This window comes from Zunongwangia pacifica (assembly GCF_023499215.1).
GTDB lineage: Bacteria > Bacteroidota > Bacteroidia > Flavobacteriales > Flavobacteriaceae > Zunongwangia > Zunongwangia pacifica.
The window spans coordinates 63,182-79,045 of sequence record NZ_JAKHSK010000012.1 but is presented as its reverse complement, the minus strand read 5'-3'; the positions used below and the strand labels follow the sequence as shown (position 1 = coordinate 79,045).

The following is a 15,864-nucleotide window of genomic DNA, read 5'->3' as shown; positions in this document are numbered from 1 at the left end:
ACTAATTTTACCAGTCGGTTAAAGCTGCATTAAAAATATCCTGGGTAATCCTGTTGTAAATTTCTTCAATAGCCGTATTTAATTCACCTCCAACTAATTGTGTCCTTGCGTCATAATCATAATAAAAAGAAAAACGCCTGTCAAAATCTTTTTCTGGCTCTAATGTATTATAATACCTAACCTGCACCGCAATGGTTAGCCGGTTTTGCGCGGCAGTGTTTTGCGCAGTCGCCGTCATAGGCGAAATATAATAATCGATAATTTCACCTTCAAAAATAAGGTCAGCATTATTATTGGTTAACGTAAGATTGGTTTGATTCTGAATTAAATCCTGCAAGTTTAGTTTAAAGGTTCTTTCTATTCCAGGTTCTATCAAATCTGAGGTGTTCTGAAAGTTATTTACCTGAAAACTTTTGGCATCTCCTGTGCTGGCACCCGTAAAGGAATAAATCCCACAGGAAACAAGCGTTAAAACACTGAAAATCGATAAAATAAGGCCTAATTTCTTCATGCGTATGGATCGTGAATTTCGTTTTATAAGAAACGAAATGCTATAATTACAAATTGTATTGTTTGATTTTGCGATAAAGTGTTCTTTCACTAATTCCCAGTTCTTCAGCCGCCGCTTTACGTTTACCGTTATGGCGTTCCAGCGATTTTTTAATCAGTTCTAGTTCTTTATCCTGAAGCGAAAGCGTTTCTTCTTCCTGGATTTCTTCGGCAAAGTGATATTTGTCTTTTTCAGACAGCGTTTCGGGCTGTGGCTCGTATTCACTTCGGCTGCTTTGTTGAGGGATTTGGAGTACTTCAAGATTGTCACCATCTATATCCTCTACATTAAAATCTTCAGCATCATCGTCGCCGTTCCCGTATATTTTCTGAATAAGACCTTCATTTTCATCACGAACTTCTTTAGAATTACCTTCCTGCATTAATTTTAAGGTAAGTTTTTTAAGATCGTTGAGGTCGTTTTTCATATCAAAAAGTACCTTATAAAGGATTTCTCGTTCATTGCTGAAATCAGAATCTTTTTTCTTGTCTGAAATTACGGCAGGCAAATTACTGCCCATATCTGGTAAATACTCTTTAAGCTCTTTACCATTTATAGAGCGATCTTTTTCTAACACCGAAATTTGTTCAGCAATATTTCGAAGTTGACGAATATTCCCGCCCCAGTGATATTTTTGCATTAAAAGTACCGCATCGTCTTCTAGCCTTATGGTGGGCATTTTGTATTTTAAAGCAAAATCTGAAGCAAATTTTCTAAATAATAAATGAATATCGCCCTTACGCTCGCGTAGCGGTGGTAAGTGAATTTCAACCGTGCTTAAACGATAATAAAGATCTTCCCTAAATTTTTCTTTTTTGATCGACTCGAACATATTGATGTTGGTCGCTGCCACAATACGAACGTTGGTTTTTTGGACTTTAGAAGATCCTACTTTAATAAACTCGCCATTTTCCAAAACCCTTAAAAGTCTAACCTGTGTGGGTAGTGGTAATTCACCTACTTCGTCCAGGAAAATAGTTCCCCCGTCGGCTACTTCAAAATAACCGCTACGGGTTTGTGTTGCCCCGGTAAAAGCTCCTTTTTCGTGCCCAAAAAGTTCACTGTCTATGGTTCCTTCAGGAATCGCACCACAGTTTACAGCGATATATTTACCATGTTTGCGATGGGATAACGAATGTACAATTTTAGGGATACTTTCTTTACCAACACCACTTTCCCCGGTAACTAATACCGAAATATCTGTAGGCGCAACCTGTATTGCTTTTTCTATTGCCCTGTTTAGTTTTGGATCGTCTCCTATAATTCCAAAACGTTGTTTTATGGCCTGTACTGATTCCATTTAAAGTTATGCGGTATTAAATGTTGTTGAATAGCTGTTAAGCTGAAACAAAAACCTTTTTAATTATTGTCACTGTATCCTACCGGTTCACCTATTAAAGTTGCACTGGTACAGTCGTTGATTTTTACATTTACAAAATCACCAATTTTATAATTTTCTTTAGGGAAAACGACTACGGTGTTTTGCGTATTTCTACCGCTCCAATGAGCATCAGATTTTTTAGACGATTTTTCAATAAGAACTTCAACTGTTTTTCCTATAAATTGTGCGGTTCTATATTTGCTATGTTCCTGCTGAAGATTTACAATCTCGGTAAGTCTTCTTTTTTTCGTTTCTTCCGGAACATCATCTTCAAATTTTCTGGCGGCCATAGTTCCCGGTCTTTCAGAATAAGCAAACATAAATCCGAAATCATATTTTACATATTCCATTAAAGAAAGGGTGTCCTGATGATCTTCTTCGGTTTCAGTTGGGAAACCGGTAATAATATCATGTGAAATTCCACAATCTGGGATTAGTTTTTTGATATTGTCGATTAGCGTAAAATATTCTTCGCGCGTATGTAGGCGATTCATCTTTTTAAGCATTCGGTCGCTACCACTTTGCACGGGTAAATGAATGTAATTACAGATGTTGCGGTGAGCGGCCATCACTTCAATTACATCTAAGGTCATATCCTGAGGATTAGATGTAGAAAACCGAAGTCTCATTTTTGGCTGCGCTTCAGCAACCATTTTTAAAAGCGTTGCAAAATCTGTTGCGGTTGCTTTTTGCATTGGCGAGGCGTCTTTAAAATCTTTTTTTAGTCCGCCGCCATACCAAAGGTAACTATCTACATTTTGCCCTAATAAAGTAACTTCTTTATAGCCCTTTGCAGCAAGATCATTTACTTCTTCGATAATACTTTGCGGATCACGGCTACGCTCTCTACCCCTTGTAAAAGGAACCACACAAAAGGTACACATATTATCGCAGCCACGGGTGATCGATACAAATGCAGAAACGCCATTGGTTTGTAAACGTACAGGGGAGATATCTCCATAGGTTTCTTCTTTAGAAAGAATAACGTTTACGGCATTTCTACCTTCTTCCACTTCATTAATTAGGTTAGGGAGGTCTTTGTAAGCATCTGGGCCTACTACAAGATCAACGATTTTTTCTTCTTCTAAGAATTTACTTTTTAATCGTTCGGCCATACAGCCTAAAACCCCAACTTTCATATTCGGGTTTATACGTTTTACGGCGTTATATTTTTCAAGACGTTTTCTAACAGTTTGTTCAGCCTTTTCTCTGATCGAGCAGGTGTTTACCAAAACCAAATCAGCTTCCTCCAGTTTTTGGGTAGTATTGTAACCTTCTTTAGAAAGTATAGAAGCGACAATTTCACTATCACTAAAATTCATCTGGCAACCATAAGATTCTATAAAAAGCTTGCGCTTATTTTCTCTCTTTGGTTCCATAACCAGGGAGTTCCCCTGTTGCTTTTCATCAATAATCTTCTCCATAATGCTCTACTAAGCTTAGGTAATTAATTTGCAAAGATACGTTTTACGCTTATTGTGACAAAGTGGCAGTTATTTTTTTTGAAATATTAACGCAACCTTTTTTAAAAAGATGCATCTAAAAGATGGAAAATGACAATGGAAAAGTTGTTTTTCTAGATGAAAAGTATTGATTTTCTGGAAAAATAGAGGAAGGGGTTAATGTTCTGAAAAAGGAAAAATAGCTTTAAAACCCCGATCATTGATAACAAAGCCAATAAAAAGAATATAACACCTATGAAATAACTCTGCCTAATGAATGACTATTGCCGATCGGGGGTAAACACTAGTTTTAGTTTGGCGTAAAGATAATAAAATCAATCTATTAAGTTTCTTAATTACGATTGTTATTTATGTTTGGTTTATTTTTGCATGCCCGCAATTTTGCGGGCATGTGATTTTAGTGTAAAATGCTTATAAAATAAGGGGTTAGCCGCTTGTGATATGCCTGTTTTTTAACCTATTTAATATTTCATTTACCAGGTTCAAAAAAAATTGATATACTTTTGCACTTACAAAATTGTAAACTATGGCAAAAAATTTAGTGATCGTGGAGTCTCCTGCCAAAGCAAAAACCATTGAAAAGTTTTTGGGGAAAGATTATAAGGTGGCTTCTAGCTTTGGACATATAGCAGACCTTCCAACAAAAGAATTAGGTGTAGATACCGAAGGAGATTTTTCTCCTAAGTATATCGTCTCTAAGGATAAAAGGGATGTCGTTAGAAAACTTAAAGGTTTAGCTAAGGACGCCGAAACAATATGGCTGGCAAGTGATGAGGATCGCGAAGGAGAAGCTATTGCCTGGCACTTAGCAGAAGAACTTAAATTAAAAGACGACCGTACAAAAAGGATCGTTTTTCACGAGATCACAAAATCTGCCATTTTAAATGCAATCGAAAACCCAAGAGGGATTAATTATAATCTTGTTAATGCACAACAGGCAAGACGAGTTTTAGACCGACTTGTGGGTTATGAGCTTTCTCCGGTGTTATGGAGAAAAGTTAAAGGAGGTCTTTCTGCCGGAAGGGTGCAAAGTGTTTCGGTAAGGCTTATCGTAGAAAGAGAGCGTGAGATTGAGGATTTTACGGCTGAAGCTTCTTATAGAATAGATGCCGAATTTGCTAACGCAGAGGGTAAAACCTTTAAAGCTAAACTGCCTAAGAATTTTGATACTAAAGAAGAGGCTGAAGCCTTTTTAAAAGATAATCTGGGAGCCGAATTTAAAGTAGCCGATCTAACTAAAAAACCGGCGAAAAAATCTCCGGCACCACCCTTTACCACTTCAACATTACAACAGGAAGCCTCCAGGAAGTTATATTTTTCGGTAAGTAAAACCATGACTTTAGCGCAGCGTCTTTATGAGGCGGGACATATTACTTATATGAGAACCGATAGCGTGAACCTTTCTGACGATGCCCGTAAAGGTGCTCATCGTGAAATCCTGAAAGCCTACGGTGAAGAGTACGCAAAATCAAGACAATTTAAAGGTAAAACCAAAGGAGCGCAAGAAGCTCACGAAGCTATACGTCCTACAAATTTTGCCAGTCATAGTGTAAAGGCAGATCGTGATGAGCAACGTTTATACGACTTGATCTGGAAGCGTGCTATCGCTTCTCAAATGTCTGAAGCGCAATTAGAGCGCACCAATGTTAAGATCGAAGCCAATAAGCATGATAAAGTGTTTACGGCGAATGGTGAAGTGCTTAAATTCGACGGATTTTTAAAAGTGTATTTAGAAGGTAGCGATGACGAAGACTCTGAAGAGCAAAGCGGAATGTTACCAGATATGAAAGTGAACGAAGCGCTTCAGAATATTTTTATTCAAGCAACCGAACGATTTACTCGTCCACCTTATAGATATACTGAAGCATCTTTGGTGAAGAAGTTAGAAGAGTTAGGAATTGGTAGACCGTCAACCTATGCGCCTACGATCTCTACCATTCAGAATAGGAATTACATAGAAAAAGGTTCTATTGACGGCACCGAACGTGAATACACACAGTTTACGCTGGAAAATGGGAATATTTCTGAAAAAAAATTAACCGAAACTGTAGGAAGCGATAAAGGGAAATTAGTGCCAACTGCAGTAGGGAAGGTCGTAAATGACTTTTTAGTGAATCATTTCTCAAACATTCTTGATTATAATTTTACCGCAAAAGTAGAGCAAAGCTTTGATGATATTGCTGAGGGTAATGAGGAATGGACAAAAATGATGAAAGATTTTTATACCGATTTTCATCCCCATGTTCAGGATGTTGCCAAGAATGCCGATCGTGAAGTTGGAGAACGAATTTTAGGAGAAGATCCAGAAACCGGTAAACCGGTAAGTGTACGTTTAGGGAAATTTGGACCAATGGTTCAGATAGGATCTGTAGAAGATGATGAAAAGCCAAAATTTGCAAGTTTAGGACCAGATCAAACCTTAGATACCATTACTTACGAGGAAGCGATGGATCTTTTTCAACTTCCAAAAGAATTGGGAGAATATAAAGGAGAAACAGTTGAGGTAAATAACGGGCGTTTTGGGCCCTACGTGAAATTCGGTAAAAAATATGTTTCTTTAGAAAAAGGTGAAGATCCTATGAGTGTGGATTTTGATCGAGCGATGGAACTTATTAAAGAAAAAGAAAAAGCCGATGCTCCTATTTATGAATACGAGGATAAGCCGGTTCAAAAAGGAGTGGGGCGTTTTGGTCCTTACCTAAAATGGAATGGTATTTTTATTAATGTGAACAAAAAATACGATTTCGATAATCTTTCAGATGAAGATATTGTAGAACTTATTGAAGATAAGAAGCGTAAAGAACGCGAAAAAATTATTCATCATTGGGAAGAAGAAGGGATTAGAGTTGAAAAAGCCAGATGGGGAAGATCTAATGTGATAAAAGGCAAAACCAAAGTAGAATTGCCTAAAACAGTAGATGCCACAAAAATTACCTTAGAAGAGGCCAAAGATATAATTGCCAAAAAAGCACCTAAGAAAAAAGCGGCCAAAAAAACGACCAAAAAGAAAACTACGGCTAAAAAAGCAACTAAAAAAACATCGAAAAAGTAACTGAATGGAATTGGATTTTTTAAGTCCTGTAAGTGAAGAGTTGATTGCTTATGCAGAAAGTTTGAGTCAGCATAGCATAGGAGCAAAAGCAAAATTTAATTCGTTATTAAACGGTATTCCAGAGCTTGGCGATGTGCAAATTGCTATTATCGGAATTCGGGAGAACCGTTTAGCGGAATCTTACGAAGATGATTTGCTCAATTTTGACGGAATAAGAAAGGCCTTTTATAGCTTGTTTCCTGGGAATTGGCAGGTGAATATCGCAGATTTGGGAGATATACAGCAAGGCGATACCGTGAAAGACACCTATTTTGCTGTAGAGAAAACAGTAGCTGCGTTGGTGAAAATGGATATAATCCCGGTGATTCTTGGAGGATCACAGGATCTTATTTATGCGCAATACCGGGCTTATGATACATTAGATGAAATGGTGAATCTTGTAAATGTGGATGCACGTTTCGATCTTGGTGATGCAGAGCAGGTGATCTCTAATAAATCGTATGTTTCAAAGATTATCGTTAACGAACCTTATAACCTATTTAATTATTCCAATATTGGGTATCAAACCTATTTTAACTCTCAGGAAGAAATAGAGTTGATGGATAGACTGTTTTTCGACGCTTATCGGTTGGGAGAGATTAGTAATGATATTTCTTTAATCGAACCTATCATGAGAGCGGCAAACCTGATTAGTATTGATTTAAATTGTATCGATGCGGGCGCTTTGGGAAGTTCGTTTTTTAAATCACCAAACGGCTTTAACGGTAAGGAGATTTGTGCAATTTCACGATATGCCGGACTTAGTGATAAGGTAAGTTCTTTTGGGATTTTCGAGTATCATTCAGCATTAGGAGAATTATCTAATATGCTTTTAGCGCAGATGATTTGGTATTTTGCTGAAGGTGTGAATTATAGGAATAACGAAAATACATTAGCGGCTAAGCAAGAGTTTGTTAAGTACCAGGTACCTATCGATGATGATGTGCTGGTCTTTTTTAAAAGTCCGCTTAGCGGTCGTTGGTGGATTGAAATCCCCTACGTAGCTAATCGCAATACTAAATTGAAAAGGAGTACGTTATTACCTTGTAGTGAAGAAGATTATCTGGAGGCCTGTAATCAGGTTATTCCAGAAAGATGGTATAAAGCAAAAAGAAAAAACGAAGTTTAATAAAGTTTGGCAAGGCCTGGTTATATTGTAATTTTCTTAAAACTATTGTTTTTTAGAAAATAATTAGATAGGTTTACTGCCTTAAATTGAGATGTCTTAACCTAAAAAGTATTATGAAGAAAATTGTTTCGCTAGTTGCTGTTCTTGCTTTAATCTACAGTTGTGGGAGTAATGACAGAGGACAGCTTGTAGGTGCGGAAGGAAAAAGATGGAACCCTGAAGAGCCTTTTGGGATGGTTTTAGTCCCCGGAGGATCGTTTATTATGGGGAAATCTGATGATGATATAGCAGGACAACTAAATGCCCCACCAAAAACGGTTACAGTCAACTCATTCTACATGGATGAAACCGAAATCACCAACGCAGAATATCGCCAATTTGTAAATTATGTGAAGGACTCTGTAGTACGTGTAATGCTTGCGATGGAAGCTGAGCTTGAAGGAGCAACTCCCGGTGCAGAAGGAATTGGAGAGTATGCATTTGCAGATGCAGACGAATCAGATCTTACCCCATATCAGCAATACATGCTTGAAACTTATGGGACAGGCGGTGAAATGGATGCTTATGAAAACCGTAAGCTTAATAAAGATGTAGATATTATTTGGGATACAGAGGATTATCCGGATGTGGCTTATGCAAGGGTGATGGACCAATTGTATATTCCGCAGGAAGATGCTTACAATGGAGTTAGGACGATAGATGTTAAAAACTTAAAGTTTAAGTATAGCTGGCTAGATATTGAAGCGGCGGCAAGAGGAAAAGGTGAGCGTCGTAATTATATGAAAACCGAAGTGGTTGAAGTATATCCAGATACAGCGGTTTGGATTAAAGATTTTAATTATTCCTATAATGAGCCTATGCATAATGATTATTTTTGGCATAGTGCTTTTGATGATTATCCGGTAGTGGGGGTAACCTGGAAACAAGCCAGAGCCTTCGCACAATGGCGAACAAAATACAATAATGATTTTCGTAAAACCAGAGGAGATAGTAATGTGCCTCATTACCGATTGCCTACTGAAGCAGAATGGGAATATGCTGCTCGTGGTGGTCTAGAAGGAGGAACGTATCCTTGGGGTGGGCCTTATACTAAAAATGATCGTGGCTGTTTTATGGCGAACTTTAAGCCATTAAGAGGTGATTATGCTGCAGATCAGGCACTTTATACGGTAGAAGCTAAATCTTTCGACCCTAATGGTTACGGTTTGTATAATATGGCTGGTAACGTTGCAGAATGGGTGAACTCTTCTTATGATGCGGCATCTTACGATTATATGTCTTCCATGAACCCAACGGTGAATAATTACGAAGATCCTAGAAAAGTAGTGAGAGGTGGCTCATGGAAAGATGTGGCTTACTTTTTACAGGTTTCGTCAAGAGATTATGAATATGCTGATTCAGCAAGAAGTTATATTGGTTTTAGAACAGTACAGGATTACTTAGGTAACGATGTTCCTTTAAACCAGCCAACTCCTTCAAAATAAAATAACCAACAACCCCTAAATAACAACCTTTAAAACTTAATTTTTATTTATTATGGCACAATCAAAAACTAGAGCAAAAGTTATGAATATGGTGTACGGTCTTGGTGCGGCCGTAGTTATCCTTGGAGCGCTTTTTAAAATTATGCACTGGCCCTTTGGTAATGAAATGTTGATTGCAGGTCTTATAACAGAAGCTTTAGTATTTATCGTTTCTGCTTTCGAACCTGTAGATGAGGGTTACGACTGGTCACTTGTTTATCCAGAATTAGCACAGGGAAGCGCAGCGATTACTTCTCCAAAAAGGAAAGAAGTAGTGATCGAAGAAACTAAGGACGCCCAGGGAATGCTTTCTAAAAAGCTAGACGAGATGTTGCGTGATGCAAAAGTTGATGCGGCATTAATGACAAGTCTTGGTGATAGCATAAGAAATTTTGAAGGTGCCGCTAAAGGTATCGCCCCAACGGTGGATGCAATGGCTTCTCAGAAAAAATACAGCCAGGAGTTAACTACTGCTGCTACACAAATGGAAACTCTAAATAGTATATATAAAGTTCAGGTAGAATCTGCTGCAAGACAAGCTGAGGTTAATAAAGCTGTGGCTGAGAATGCCGGTAAGCTTAAAGCTGAAATGGATTCGTTAACACAGAACCTGGCTTCTTTAAACGGTGTGTATGGAGGTATGTTAACCGCTATGCACGGGCAAAGAAGAGCGTAATTTTTAGACTTTATATATTAACTAATTAGAATATAAAATAAATGGCATCAGGAAAACAAAGCCCAAGGCAGAAAATGATTAACCTGATGTATTTGGTGTTCATCGCAATGATGGCACTTAATATGTCGAAAGAGGTTTTGGTAGCCTTTGGCTCTATGAATGAAAAGTTAGAGGAATCTAACGCCACTACCGAGCAGAGAAATGCTGCGGCAATGCAGGGATTAAAGTCTAAAGCAAATGAACAGGCAGCGAAATATGCCGAATTGGCTCAAAAAGCAGAGACTATTAATCAACTTTCTCAAGATTTAGACGCATACATCGCAGGAGTTAAAAATGATTTAACTGCGGAGTTAGATGATCCAGAGGATTACCAGTCTATGGATAAGCCTGATATTTTAGATGAAAAATTTTTTGCAGGAGGGAAAATAACTCCAGCAGGGCAGGAATTTGTAGCTAAAATAGACACTTATCGTGAGGGGCTCATTAATACTTTAGGCGAAGATTTTACTTCATTAAATAGTGAAATCGAACGTAAATTTAATACCGGTGAAATAGAAGATAGTGAAGGCACTAAAAAGCCGTGGTTAACTTACAATTTCGAAGGATTTCCTTTAATCGCCTCTATTACGCAGTTAACGCAATTACAATCTGATGTAAAAACAACAGAGAATGATGTTTTATCTGCAATGTTACAAGATCAATTAAGTGATGAAGTTTCTATGAGTAATTATACTACGATATTAGAAACTGAGAAGTCTGCTTATTATCAGGGAGAAACTTTTGATGGAGCAATTGTTCTGGGGAGAAGTGACGAAACCACAAAGCCGAATAAAATTGAATTAAAATTAGATGGCAGAACACTTTCTGAAAGTGATTATTCCCTTCAGGGTGGTAAAGTTGTGCTAAATGTTCCGGCAGGAAATGCAGGAGATCATAGCATTACAGGACAGCTTATATTTAATGAAGGGGAGGAGCCTATAGAGGTTTCGGTCAACCAGAAATTTGCTGTGATTCCAAAGCCAAATTCAGCAACAATTTCTGCTGATAAAATGAATGTGTTATACCGTGGTGTTAAAAACCCATTGACTATTTCTATGGCTGGTGTTCCAGATAATAATGTTCAGGCTAGCGCTCCAGGTTTATCTAGAGCTTCCGGAAGTAGTTACATTATGGATGTGACCACGCTTCAGCAAAGAGAGGTTAAGATCAACGTAACAGGAACCATAGATGGAAAAAGTTACCCGTCTAGTTCGACGTTCAGAATTAAAGATATTCCAAGTCCTGTTGGATCAATACGAAGAGAAACGGGATCGGTTAAAATGCAACGAAACAGTTTGGAAGCCTCTGAAGTTGGTGCTGAGTTACCAGATTTCGATTTCGATATTGGCTTAAGGGTTACCGGATTTAGTTTTAAAGTTTCTGGACAACCAACAGTAACAGTTCGTGGAAACCGATTGGATAATGCTGCGAAGGCTGCATTGCGAAGAGCTGGTAGAGGTGAAACTGTTCAGATATTTGATATCGATGCTTCATTAACTACCAATAGTGGTTATAAGCTTAAAAAGATCGCTCCGGTATTTATAGAACTTACGAATTAAGAAGAAAAGTAAAATATTATGAAAGGGAAATATATAATATATAGTTTGTTTCTGTTAGTTGGCTTTTCCAGCTTAGCGCAAACAGCTAATATTTTAAATGCAGAAAAGCCAGAGGATATAGGAAAACCATCAGAAGCAGAACTTGTAGATGCTGCAAACGATGGCCCTCTGGAATATGGTTATGTAGATGATCGTGATGTGCTTTGGTCTAAAGGTACCTGGGAGATTATCGATTTGGATGAACGTGTGAATTTCCCTTTATATTATCCTGTGGATACTTTAAATATTTCTGCCAATAGAAGGTCTCTTTACGATGTTCTAGTTCGAGCCATTAAAGAGGGTAAGATTGAAAATATTTATGCAGATTCTTATTTTACTGAAAAACGGACTTTAAAAGATATTCGCGCCACCCTATCAAGAGTGGATACTACAGATTACGGAATTGAGCAGTATAATGCCGGCCAGGAAGTAGAAGAGCAGTTTATTGATCGTAGAGATTTAAGTGCGGCAGACATCCAGGAATATAAAATTCGCGGCATCTGGTATTTTGATAAGCGACAGGCAGAGCTTAAATATCGAATTTTAGGTATTGCACCAAGAGCTCCCGATGTTAACTTTATCGACGATTCAGAGCTAAATGATCTTGTAGACCTTTTCTGGGTTTGGTATCCAGATGCTAGAGAAGTGCTTTATAAAGCTAAAGCTTATATTGGCAATAATACTACGGTTTCTTACGATCAGCTTTTAAATTCAAGAAGGTTTAATTCTGTAATCTATAAAGAAGATAACGTGCAGGGAGATCGCCAAATCAATGATTATATTGTTGATAATAGTTTTATGCAGCTTTTAGAGTCGGAAAGAATTAAAGAGCAAATCCGCAATTTTGAACAAGATATGTGGAATTATTAAAAATTGATTCTTAATAAATAATTGGAAAGCGCCTTTTAAGGGCGCTTTTTTTATTCTTAATTTGTAGTACTAAAATGTATTTATGCTGGATTATATAGTTGTTGGATTAGGGCTTAGTGGTATTGCACTTTCTAATCATTTAGAAGCAAGGAAGCGAAGTTTTGTTGTTTTTGAAGACGATTCTCAAACTTCTACAAAAGTAGCAGGAGGTATTTATAATCCGGTTATTTTAAAGCGCTTTACACTTGCCTGGGAAGCCGATAAGCAAATAAATTATTCGATTCCGTTTTATGAGAAACTCGAGAAAAAGCTGGGAGAGGATTTATTAAATTCTTTTAATATTTATCGCAGATTTCATTCGGTTGAAGAGCAAAATAACTGGTTTGAAGCTGCCGATAATTTTAGACTATCTCCATTTTTAAACACACAACTGATCAGAGAAGTTAATTCATTTATTCCTAGTGATTTTTCTTTTGGAAAAGTGGATAAAACCGGTGCTTTAGATACTGATTTATTGGTGAATTCCTATAAAAAATATCTTCAAAGTCACCAACTATTAAAAAATGAACGTTTCGATTATACAAAATTGAAATTGAAGGAAGATTCAGTTTCTTATGATGGCGTAGAAGCAAAGAATATTCTTTTTTGTGAAGGCTTTGGCGTAGTGAAAAATCCTTATTTTAATTATTTGCCGCTACGAGGAAATAAAGGCGAGTATCTGGTGATTAAATCGGAGGATCTACAACTAAAACAAGCGGTGAAATCTTCAGTTTTTATCCTTCCATTAGGAAATGATTTATATAAGGTTGGTGCGACTTATAATCATGAGGATAAAACGCAGGAGCCAACTTTACAGGCAAAAGAAAAATTACAGCGGGATTTAGATCAACTAATTACCTGTACATACGAAATTGTAGATCAGGTTGCCGGGATAAGGCCTGCCACTTCAGATCGTAGACCTTTAGTAGGGAATCATCCAGAACATCCCCGACTTTTTATTTGTAATGGCTTTGGTAGTCGTGGTGTTTTGATAGCTCCTTTACTTTCAGAAAAACTTCTAAACTTTATTGAGGACGATATCCCTTTACCGCCAGAAGTCGATATTGCACGTTTTCAGAAGAAATTTTATAAATCTTCGTTTTGATGCTTCGCTTTAGAAGCTGCATTTTTATCGTAATTAAGGAAAAAATTAATCCAGATATTCCTTGAAAGTCGCATAATAATAGGCATAAAAACAATTAGAGTACCTGCAATTGCAAAAAATGAGGTGAGTAGTCCGCCACCTAAAAAATAATGAGCAATAATAAAAGCGGCAACTGCAAAGGCAACACCAACGGCATAGCTTACATACATTGCACCATAAAAGAAAGAAGGCTCAATTTTATACTTTGTTCCGCAATGCGAGCAACGATCATGCATTTCGTAAACTTTGCTTAATTTAAAGGGATTTTTTTCCTTATACATGCTTTCCTCCTGGCATACAGGACAGGTGCCTGTAAAAATGCTGTATAACTTGGTGCCTTTTAAGAATTTCATAATATTTTTTTTGCATTACAAATTTAATCATCTTTGCACGAATCTTAAGTTACATTCGTTACAATAATGCTCAACATACATAATCTTTCAGTCTCTTTTCAAGGAGAATATTTATTTCAGGAAATTAGTTTTCGTTTAGGTGCCGGTGATCGTATAGGTCTTATTGGTAAAAATGGAGCCGGGAAATCTACCATGCTAAAAATTATTGCTGGCGAACAGGAATATGATAGCGGTCAGATAGCCAAGGATAAGGATTTAAGGATTGGTTTCCTTAAACAGGATATCGATTTTGTACAGGGGCGTACGGTTTTGGATGAAGCGTATCAGGCTTTTGAGGAAATTAAGCGTTTAGAGGCTAAAATGAACGAAATAAATCATCAATTAGTCACGCGTACCGATTATGAAAGCGATTCGTATACAGAATTGATTCAGGAGCTCACCGATGTAACCCATCAATACGAAATTATTGGTGGTTATAATTATGAAGGTGATACCGAAAAAGTGTTGCTGGGCCTTGGTTTTAAGCGGGAAGATTTTGAAAAACTAACCGATACCTTTTCGGGAGGATGGCGAATGAGGATAGAACTTGCTAAGCTTTTACTTCAAAATAACGACATTTTACTGCTCGATGAGCCTACCAACCACCTGGATATCGAAAGTATTATCTGGTTAGAGAGTTTTCTTAATTCTTATCCTGGTTGTGTGATCCTTGTTTCTCACGATAAGATGTTTTTAGATAATGTAACGAACCGAACCATAGAAATTTCTTTAGGTAGAATATACGATTATAAAAAACCGTATTCAAAATATCTGGAACTTCGCGGAGAGCTAAGATCACAGCAGTTAGCAGCGCAAAAAAATCAGCAAAAAGAAATTGAACAGACAGAAAAGCTTATCGAAAAATTTAGGGCAAAGGCCTCTAAAGCTTCAATGGCACAGTCTTTAATCAAAAAACTGGATAAAGTTAATCGTATAGAAGTAGATGAAGATGATAATGCGGTGATGAACATAAGTTTTCCGGTTTCGGTACAACCCGGTAAAGTAGTGGTAGAAGCCGAGCATGTAGGGAAAGCTTATGGAGAACATCAGGTGCTGGAAGATATCAATTTACTGATCGAACGTGGTAGTAAAATCGCCTTTGTGGGGCAAAACGGACAGGGAAAAACCACGCTGGCAAAAATTATCATCGATGAAATTTCTCACTCCGGAAACCTAAAATTGGGACATAATGTTCAGCTGGGGTATTTTGCACAAAATCAGGCAGATTATTTAGAAGGAGAAAAAAGTATTTACGATACCATGGTCGACGCTGCGAATGAGAGTAATCGCGCTAAAGTTCGCGATATGTTGGGATCATTTTTATTCCGTGGTGACGATGTAGATAAAAAGGTAAAAGTATTATCTGGGGGAGAACGAAACAGGCTGGCGCTTTGTAAAATGCTCTTGCAGCCTTTTAACGTTTTGGTGATGGATGAGCCTACCAACCACCTGGATATAAAATCCAAGAATGTCTTAAAAGAAGCCTGTAAGAATTTTGAAGGCACTTTGATTATTGTTTCTCACGACAGGGATTTCCTTCAAGGGTTAACAAGTACCGTTTACGAATTCAGAAATAAAAAGATAAAGGAATATTTAGGCGATATCGACTATTATTTGGAGCAGCGCAAATTGGAAGACATGCGTGCTGTAGAAAAAAGAGATAAAACTCCGAAAGCTGCGGTAAAAAAAGAAACTTCAGAGAAGCAATCTTACGAAGACCAGAAAAAATTAAAATCGCTACAGAATAAGCTGAGTAAAGTAGAGTCTAAAATCACTAAAATCGAAAAAGATCTTAAGAAAAAAGATCAGGAGCTGGCCACGAATTATGAGAAGACTATAGCCCAGCCCAATTTTCTGGATAGCTACAATGATAAAAAGAAACACCTGAAAAAATTAATGCAGGAATGGGAAGATGTGCAGTTGGAAATAGAAGATATTAGCTAAATTCTTAAAAAATTAAAATATTCGA

The 15,864-nt window shown here is 37.3% G+C and carries 12 protein-coding genes; 8 read left to right on the top strand and 4 right to left on the bottom strand.

Annotation, left to right across the window (positions count from 1 at the left end; all coding sequences use genetic code 11):
• Positions 1-7: 7 nt before the first annotated feature.
• The 3 genes from L1967_RS10155 to miaB are packed head-to-tail and all read right to left on the bottom strand — an operon-like array spanning position 8 to position 3,355.
• Positions 8-511: an LptE family protein gene (locus tag L1967_RS10155; protein WP_249601517.1), complete on the bottom strand. Its 504-nt coding sequence runs from the start codon at positions 509-511 to the stop codon at positions 8-10.
• Between the two features lie 46 nt (positions 512-557).
• Positions 558-1,850 (bottom strand): sigma 54-interacting transcriptional regulator, encoded by a 1,293-nt coding sequence (locus L1967_RS10150; protein WP_249601516.1) that lies wholly within the window; start codon positions 1,848-1,850, stop codon positions 558-560.
• Positions 1,851-1,909: 59 nt separating this feature from the next.
• On the bottom strand, positions 1,910-3,355 hold the full coding sequence (gene miaB / locus L1967_RS10145) for a tRNA (N6-isopentenyl adenosine(37)-C2)-methylthiotransferase MiaB (RefSeq protein WP_249601515.1): 1,446 nt from the start codon (positions 3,353-3,355) through the stop codon (positions 1,910-1,912).
• A gap of 565 nt (positions 3,356-3,920) precedes the next feature.
• On the opposite strand from miaB, the gene topA reads away from it, so the two are divergent.
• The 7 genes from topA to L1967_RS10110 all read left to right on the top strand — a co-directional run bounded on the left by topA (position 3,921) and on the right by L1967_RS10110 (position 13,464).
• Complete coding sequence (gene topA / locus L1967_RS10140; protein ID WP_249601514.1) at positions 3,921-6,446, top strand: type I DNA topoisomerase; 2,526 nt, start codon at positions 3,921-3,923, stop codon at positions 6,444-6,446.
• Positions 6,447-6,450: 4 nt separating this feature from the next.
• Complete coding sequence (locus L1967_RS10135; protein ID WP_249601513.1) at positions 6,451-7,614, top strand: formimidoylglutamase; 1,164 nt, start codon at positions 6,451-6,453, stop codon at positions 7,612-7,614.
• Positions 7,615-7,727: 113 nt separating this feature from the next.
• Positions 7,728-9,098: a T9SS ring complex lipoprotein PorK/GldK gene (gene porK / locus L1967_RS10130; protein WP_249601512.1), complete on the top strand. Its 1,371-nt coding sequence runs from the start codon at positions 7,728-7,730 to the stop codon at positions 9,096-9,098.
• A gap of 52 nt (positions 9,099-9,150) precedes the next feature.
• The gene (gene porL / locus L1967_RS10125; protein WP_249601511.1) at positions 9,151-9,813 is read left to right on the top strand and encodes a type IX secretion system motor protein PorL/GldL; all 663 of its coding nucleotides are present in this window, start codon (positions 9,151-9,153) and stop codon (positions 9,811-9,813) included.
• 41 nt (positions 9,814-9,854) lie between these two features.
• Positions 9,855-11,411: a type IX secretion system motor protein PorM/GldM gene (gene porM / locus L1967_RS10120; RefSeq protein ID WP_249601510.1), complete on the top strand. Its 1,557-nt coding sequence runs from the start codon at positions 9,855-9,857 to the stop codon at positions 11,409-11,411.
• 18 nt (positions 11,412-11,429) lie between these two features.
• Complete coding sequence (porN, locus tag L1967_RS10115; RefSeq protein WP_249601509.1) at positions 11,430-12,320, top strand: type IX secretion system ring subunit PorN/GldN; 891 nt, start codon at positions 11,430-11,432, stop codon at positions 12,318-12,320.
• Positions 12,321-12,402: 82 nt separating this feature from the next.
• On the top strand, positions 12,403-13,464 hold the full coding sequence (locus L1967_RS10110) for an NAD(P)/FAD-dependent oxidoreductase (RefSeq protein ID WP_249601508.1): 1,062 nt from the start codon (positions 12,403-12,405) through the stop codon (positions 13,462-13,464).
• Here L1967_RS10110 and L1967_RS10105 read toward each other — a convergent pair.
• Entirely contained in the window at positions 13,446-13,856 is a 411-nt protein-coding gene (locus L1967_RS10105; RefSeq protein WP_249601507.1) for a DUF983 domain-containing protein, read from the bottom strand. The genes L1967_RS10110 and L1967_RS10105 overlap by 19 nt on opposite strands.
• Positions 13,857-13,922: 66 nt before the next feature.
• Between L1967_RS10105 and L1967_RS10100 the strand changes: the two genes are divergently transcribed.
• Positions 13,923-15,839, top strand: coding sequence for an ATP-binding cassette domain-containing protein (locus tag L1967_RS10100; RefSeq protein WP_249601506.1), 1,917 nt, complete (start codon positions 13,923-13,925; stop codon positions 15,837-15,839).
• Positions 15,840-15,864: the final 25 nt, after the last annotated feature.